At 74.1% G+C, this 5,650-nt stretch carries 6 protein-coding genes and 1 pseudogene; 5 read left to right on the top strand and 2 right to left on the bottom strand.

What is annotated here, in order from left to right; genetic code table 11:
- Window positions 1-50 precede the first annotated feature (50 nt).
- Window positions 51-377: pseudogene (locus ACIQOV_RS24550) on the bottom strand (SRPBCC family protein); the annotation flags it as partial.
- A 183-nt stretch (window positions 378-560) separates the two neighbouring features.
- Here ACIQOV_RS24550 and ACIQOV_RS24545 point away from each other — a divergent pair.
- The 3 genes from ACIQOV_RS24545 (at window position 561) to ACIQOV_RS24535 (ending at window position 2,488) form a co-directional block, all read left to right on the top strand.
- Window positions 561-1,445 (top strand): Rieske 2Fe-2S domain-containing protein, encoded by an 885-nt coding sequence (locus tag ACIQOV_RS24545; protein WP_401051790.1) that lies wholly within the window; start codon window positions 561-563, stop codon window positions 1,443-1,445.
- A 166-nt stretch (window positions 1,446-1,611) separates the two neighbouring features.
- On the top strand, window positions 1,612-2,268 hold the full coding sequence (locus ACIQOV_RS24540; RefSeq protein WP_401051788.1) for a HemK2/MTQ2 family protein methyltransferase: 657 nt from the start codon (window positions 1,612-1,614) through the stop codon (window positions 2,266-2,268).
- On the top strand, window positions 2,252-2,488 hold the full coding sequence (locus ACIQOV_RS24535; RefSeq protein ID WP_401051786.1) for a CDGSH iron-sulfur domain-containing protein: 237 nt from the start codon (window positions 2,252-2,254) through the stop codon (window positions 2,486-2,488). The genes ACIQOV_RS24540 and ACIQOV_RS24535 overlap by 17 nt, the downstream gene beginning before the upstream one ends.
- On the opposite strand, the gene ACIQOV_RS24530 is transcribed toward ACIQOV_RS24535, so the two are convergent.
- Window positions 2,462-3,457, bottom strand: a complete 996-nt coding sequence (locus ACIQOV_RS24530; RefSeq protein WP_401051784.1) for an iron-containing redox enzyme family protein — start codon at window positions 3,455-3,457, stop codon at window positions 2,462-2,464. The two genes, ACIQOV_RS24535 and ACIQOV_RS24530, sit on opposite strands and share 27 nt — an antisense overlap.
- Window positions 3,458-3,768: 311 nt before the next feature.
- Here ACIQOV_RS24530 and ACIQOV_RS24525 point away from each other — a divergent pair, with 311 nt between their 5' ends.
- Together ACIQOV_RS24525 and ACIQOV_RS24520 are read left to right on the top strand one after the other, a co-directional pair.
- Complete coding sequence (locus ACIQOV_RS24525; protein ID WP_401051782.1) at window positions 3,769-4,788, top strand: YihY/virulence factor BrkB family protein; 1,020 nt, start codon at window positions 3,769-3,771, stop codon at window positions 4,786-4,788.
- A gap of 115 nt (window positions 4,789-4,903) precedes the next feature.
- Window positions 4,904-5,476, top strand: coding sequence for a flavin reductase family protein (locus ACIQOV_RS24520; protein WP_401051780.1), 573 nt, complete (start codon window positions 4,904-4,906; stop codon window positions 5,474-5,476).
- The last annotated feature ends 174 nt before the right edge of the window (window positions 5,477-5,650 follow it).

Raw genomic sequence — 5,650 nt, 5'->3', positions numbered from 1 at the left:
ACGTACTACTTCAACGTGCTCTCCGGCCAGACCCAGCGCACCGGTTGGTCCATGCCCTCGGGCTGGAAGTCGATGGCCAGGTTGACCCGGGTGTGCCGGTCGTCCAGCCGCTGGAAGGTCACGACGCCCTTCTGGCGCACGTCGCCGTCCGTCGTCCGCCAGGCGATCCGCTCGTCGGGCAGCTGGTCGACGATCTCGGTGTCGAACTCGCGGGTGACACCGCCGATGCTGGTCCGCCAGTGATTGTGGCGATCATCCAGCTGGGTCACGGCCTCGACGCCTTCCATGAAGCGCGGGAACTCCTCGAACAGGGTCCACTGGTTGTACGCGGTGTGCAGCGGGACGTCGACGTCGACCGTCTCCTTCACCGTGCTCATCTGGGCCTCCTCGCGGGGTTTGGCGGCCGGGGCCTTCCCGGCCCGCCCGCGCGCCTTCCCGATGCGCCGCGCCCTAAGCACCGCCACGTTCATCCCGCGGGGCCCGGCCGGTGGGTGGCATGGGGGCTGCGCACTCGTCGGGGAAGCAGGTTTGGCGGACGCGGGCCCGGCTAGGCGCCCGGCATGGACTCCTCACTGCACACTCACCCGTGGTCCCGGCGGCTGCGCCGCGCGCTCGACGCGCCGGCCCGTTGGGAGTTCCTCGACACAGCCGCCGAACCGCTCGCCGGCGCGGTGGCCGGGCTGCCGCTCGGGCCGTACCGCGACGCCCTGCACGGCGTGTGGCTCGGGCACCCGCTGCACCCCGCACTGGTCCAGTTCCCGCTCGGCTGCTGGCTCTCCGCCGGGCTGCTGGACTGGACTCCCGCCGCGCACCGCGGCGCCGACCGTCTGGTGGCGGCGGGCCTGCTGGCCGCCGGCCCCACCGCGCTCGCGGGCTGGGTCGACTGGGCCCGGCTCGACCCGCCGCGCCGACGCACCGGGCTGGTCCACGCCGGCGTCAACACGACCGGCGTACTGCTGTACGGCGCCTCGCTGGCGGCCCGCTGCCGTGGTCGGCGGATGCACGGCCGACTGCTGGGCCTGGCGGGGCTGGCCGCCGTCTCGGCGGGCGCCGCGCTCGGCGGGCACCTGTCCTATCGGCAGGCCGCCGGTCCGAACCGCGCGGCGGCGGTGCCCCCGCTGGCGCCGTCGGACTGGGTCGGGCTGGGCGTGGTCGACGACTTCCCGCCCGCCGAACCGGTCCGCCGCATGGTCGGCGAACTGGCCGTGGTGGTGGTTCGCGACGGGGACGACTGCCAGGTGCTCGCGGACCGCTGTGCCCACCTCTCCGGGCCGCTCTCGGAGGGCACGCTGATGGACGGCTGCCTGCGCTGTCCATGGCACGGCAGCGAGTTCCGGCTGCGGGACGGCGAGGTGGTGCACGGACCGGCCACCGCCCCGCAGCCGGTGTTCGAGACCCGGGTGCTCTCCGGACACCTGGAGATCCGGCTGACCGAGCCGACCTGACCGGTCCCACCGGGTCGCTGTTCGCGCCCGGCACGTCCGCCCGTCGCACCACCCGGACCGGGGGCATGCGAGCGTCCGTGATCGGCGGAGTGCGGCCGCGGCGGCCACCCGCGGTGCCGGCCGGTGTCCGAGGTGTGGGCGCCGTCGATCCGGGCAGCCGCCCGGCATGCTGTTGATCAGAGCGCCGGGAGTCTACGCGCCTCAGGGCGACACCGAGCTTCTGCTCGCCTGCCTGCGCCGCGAGGTGCTGGACGCCGCCAGCCGGGTGCTGGACCTCGGCACCGGGACCGGTGCGGTCGCCCTCGCCGCAGCCGGGACGGGCGCGCGGGTCACCGCCGTGGACCTGTCGGCCCTGGCGGTGGCGACCGCCTGGGTGAACGCGAGGCTGAACCGCCGCAGGGTGCGGCTGTGCCGCGGCGATCTGGGGGCCCCGGTCGCCGGCCGGCGCTTCGACCTGATCACCGCCAACCCGCCGTACGTCCCCACCGGCGATGACGTGGCGCGGCCCGGCCGCGGGCCCGCTCTGGCCTGGGACGCCGGTGCGGACGGGCGGCTGCTGCTGGACCGGATCTGCCGGGAGGCGCCGCGGCTGCTGGCCAGGGGCGGGAGACTGCTGCTGGTGCAGTCCTCACTCGCCGGTGTCCCGGCGACGCTGGCCGCGCTGCGGTCGGCGGGACTGCGGGTGGCCGTGGTGGCCCGGCGCTGGCAGGCCTTCGGGCCGGTCATGACGGCGCGCGCCGCACTGTTCGAGCGGCGGGGGCTGATCCGGCCCGGCGAACGCGAGGAGGAGTTGGTGGTGGTGCGCGGTGTCCGGGAGCACTGACAGGGCCGCGACCCGGGTGGTCATCGTGCCGGGCGGGCCGCTGCTGGTCGAGGGTCCGGTGGAGGTGGTCCTGCCGGACGGGACTGTGCGCCGCTGCGACCGCCCGGTGGTGGCGCTGTGCGCATGCCGGCGCAGCCGTCGCTATCCGTTCTGCGACACCAGTCACCGGCGCCGCGCGCGGCCGGAGCGGGCTTCAGATCCGGCCGTCGGGCAGCGGTGAGCGCAGCGAGCTTCGGCCGGTCCGCCACCGGCCGAGCAGGTGGTCGGCGAACCGGCTGTCGACGACCTCGGCGGCCGCGATGCCGAACGCGATGTCGGCCTCCAACTCGGGTTCAGCAGTGATCAGTTCTTCGATCACACCGCGTCGGACCAGTTGCTCGTGGACTGCGTCGGCTTCGATGTGCTCGCGGTAGAACAGCGTGCCGTCCGGTCCTGCGCCGAGGCGCTGCAGGGCTGCGGCCAAGCGGGCGGAGCCGGGCGAGGAGGTGATCTCGACGGTGGCGAAGTGTCCGACGGCGGCGCCGCGCAGCGCACGGTGCAGGCCGAACAGTGTCATCAGGTTGACCACCGCGAGCGCGGGCGCGGGGACGAGGTCGAGGTAGTGCCGGTATTCCGGATCGAGGCCGAAGTCGGCCATCATCCGTGCGAACAGCAGGCAGTGGGCGCGGTCGGGCCGGCCGGCGCCGTACTCGTCGTAGGCCACCGTCATCAGCACCGCCTGGGCGGGACCGTGGAGCCGTGGCAGCATCCACAGCTGCGGGTCGGCTTCCTTGAGGTGGTAGACCGAACGGTGCACCAGGTACTCACGGGCGTGCCATCGTGCGCCCTCGGCCAGCAGGTAGTGCGACGGGCCGGCGCCGTCCAGGGGCTCCGCCAGGAGCCGTTCCAGGGCCTGGCGCAGCGGCCGGACAGGCTCCGCCTCGGCGCGCACCGCGGCGAGGAACGGCCGTTCCAGCTCTCGCCTGTAGGAGAGCAGTTCGGGTTCCCACTCCCAGCCCGGGTGGACTCCGGGCAGCCCACGGTCGTGGAGCTCGTAGCAGAGGTGGAGGGCGAGCTGGTGGTCCTCGCCCCAGGGATCGGTGGCGGGCTCGGGCGGTGCCAGGAACCGGGCCGCACCGGGCGGCCCGGCGGTCAGCAGGCCCAGCACCGCCTCGGACAGCGGCCCGCGCGGCTCCGGGAGCCCGCTCACCGCCCGCTCCCGCGGCCCTCGGTGCAGGCGCACCACACCGCGACGGCGGTGCCCAGGTCGGATTCGGAGGCCGAGCCGAACCTGCGCAGCAGGGCTGCCGGCCCATGGTCACGGCGCGGTTCGCTCCCGATCCCGGGCTGTGCCGCCTGTTCCCTCCGCTCCATCGTGCCCACCTCCACGCGATCGTCGTCCCTGGCGCTGAGCGGCTGCCCTGGTTCGGTCGTGTCTAACGTTCGGATTTCTCACGGGTGCGGGCCGTCGCGGGGCGGCGCCGGGGTGTCGGCCCGCGCACCGCGGGCAGACGCGTCGGCGTGAACCCGATCGAACGAACCCTGCGCGCCCTCGACCGCTTCCAGCAGCGCCACCGCGTTCCCGGTCTGGTCGTCGGTGTCGTCAAGAAGTACGGCGACGACCGTGGAGGGCTGCTCGCCGCCCTCATCACGTACTACGGCTTCGTGGCGCTGATCCCGCTGCTGCTCCTGCTCAGCACCGCACTCGGGTTCGTCCTGCACGGCCACCCCGGTGCCCAGCAGTCGGTGCTCGACTCCGCGCTCGCCGACTTCCCCATCATCGGCGACCAGCTGCGTCAGAACGTGCACTCCCTCCAGGGCAGCGGCCTTGCCCTGGTCATCGGCGTCCTCGGGCTGCTGTACGGGGCACTCGGCATCGCGCAGGTGCTCCAGCACGCCATGGCCGAGATCTGGAACGTCCCGGGAGTGCGGCGGCCCGGCTACTGGCCGCGGCTGGTGCGCAGCCTGTTGCTCTTCGCCGTCCTCACTGCCGGGCTGCTGCTCACCACGGCCGCCGCCTCACTGGTCGGCACCGCCTTGGGCGGGCCGCTCGCCCGCGTCGGGGGGCTGCTGATCTCGGCGCTGCTGAATGCCACGGTGTGCCTGGCCTGCTTCCGGGTGCTCACGCCCAAGGAGGTTCCCGTCAGGGCGCTGTGGCCGGGGTGCGCGCTGGCCGGCCCGCTGTTCACCCTCCTCCAGGCGTTCGGCGCCCTGCTGGTCACCCACGAACTGCGCCACGCCGGCCAGGTCTACGGCTTCTTCGCCACGGTGATCGGCCTGCTCTCCTGGCTCTACCTGGCCGCCCAGATCACCGTCTACGCGGCCGAGACGAACGTCGTGCTCGCCCGTCGGCTGTGGCCGCGCAGCATCCTGCAGCCCCCGCTCACCGACGCCGACGAGGACGTGCTGTCGTCCGTCGCCAGGCAGGAGGAACGCCGCCCCGAACAGCACGTCGACGTCTCCTTCCACGACGAGGACGGAGGTGAAGGCGTGGGCGGGGCGGAGGGCGACGACGACCGGCCCTCCGGCCCCGGGACGTGATGGACGGACGGGGACATCACGCTGCGCCGTGCGCGAGGACGAGGGCCCGGTGTGGTCGCGGGAGAAGAGGGTACGCGCGGGGCGACCCGCGTACGGCGAGCGTAGGAGGCCCGTCATGGCCGATCCGGTGAAGTCGACCGACCGGCGGGGAGACTCGAACGGCCGCACCGCTGAGCGGCCGTCGAACGGGCCCGGACGTGGGGCACCGGCCGAGAACGACTTCGACGACTTCGCCGCCCTGCTGGACTACCCCGTGTACGTGGTGACCGCCGCCGGGCGCGAGCCGGCCGGCTGCCTGGTCGGGTTCGCCGGACAGTGCTCGATCCGTCCCGCGCGGTTCGTGGTGTGGGCGTCGAAGGCGAACCACACCCATGCCGTCGCCCTGGCGGTGGAGGTTCTCGCCGTCCACCTGCTTCCGCCCGACCACCGGCTGGCAGAGCCGTTCGGGGGCCGGACCGGCGACGACACCGACACGTTCGCCCGGGTCGCGTGGTACCAGGGCCCGCACGGCGCGCCGGTCCTCGCCGAGGCACCGGCCTGGTTCGTCGGCCGGATCCTGGACCGTGCCGGCTGGGGGGACCACACCGGGCTGCTGCTCGCTCCGGTCGTGGTCCACACCCCGCCGGGGGCGGCCCCGGTGTTGTCTTCCCGGGACGTGGCAGACATCGAGCCGGGCCATCCGGCCTGATCGGTCCTACGGACCACGGCGTTCCCGACCAGCGCGCCGCCGTAGACGGTGGAGCCGACGCCGATCAGCCAGGACCGGACGGCCGGCACCCGTCCCGACGGTGCTGTAGGAGACGGCGTTGGACACCAGCAGCGGCGCGAGGACCACCCGGGAGAACAGGCGGGGGCCGGCCGG

The organism is Kitasatospora sp. NPDC091257 (genome assembly GCF_044757675.1).
Classification (GTDB): domain Bacteria; phylum Actinomycetota; class Actinomycetes; order Streptomycetales; family Streptomycetaceae; genus Kitasatospora; species Kitasatospora lactacystinica.
Note: the sequence above shows the minus strand (reverse complement) of the source record. Positions and strands in the feature narration are given on the sequence as shown.

What these genes read in the sequence shown, in the direction of transcription:
- ACIQOV_RS24545 (WP_401051790.1), top strand. Translation starts at nt 561, where the DNA reads ATGGACTCCTCACTGCACACTCACCCGTGGTCCCGGCGGCTGCGCCGC.
- ACIQOV_RS24540 (WP_401051788.1), top strand. Translation starts at nt 1,612, where the DNA reads ATGCTGTTGATCAGAGCGCCGGGAGTCTACGCGCCTCAGGGCGACACC.
- ACIQOV_RS24520 (WP_401051780.1), top strand. Translation starts at nt 4,904, where the DNA reads ATGGCCGATCCGGTGAAGTCGACCGACCGGCGGGGAGACTCGAACGGC.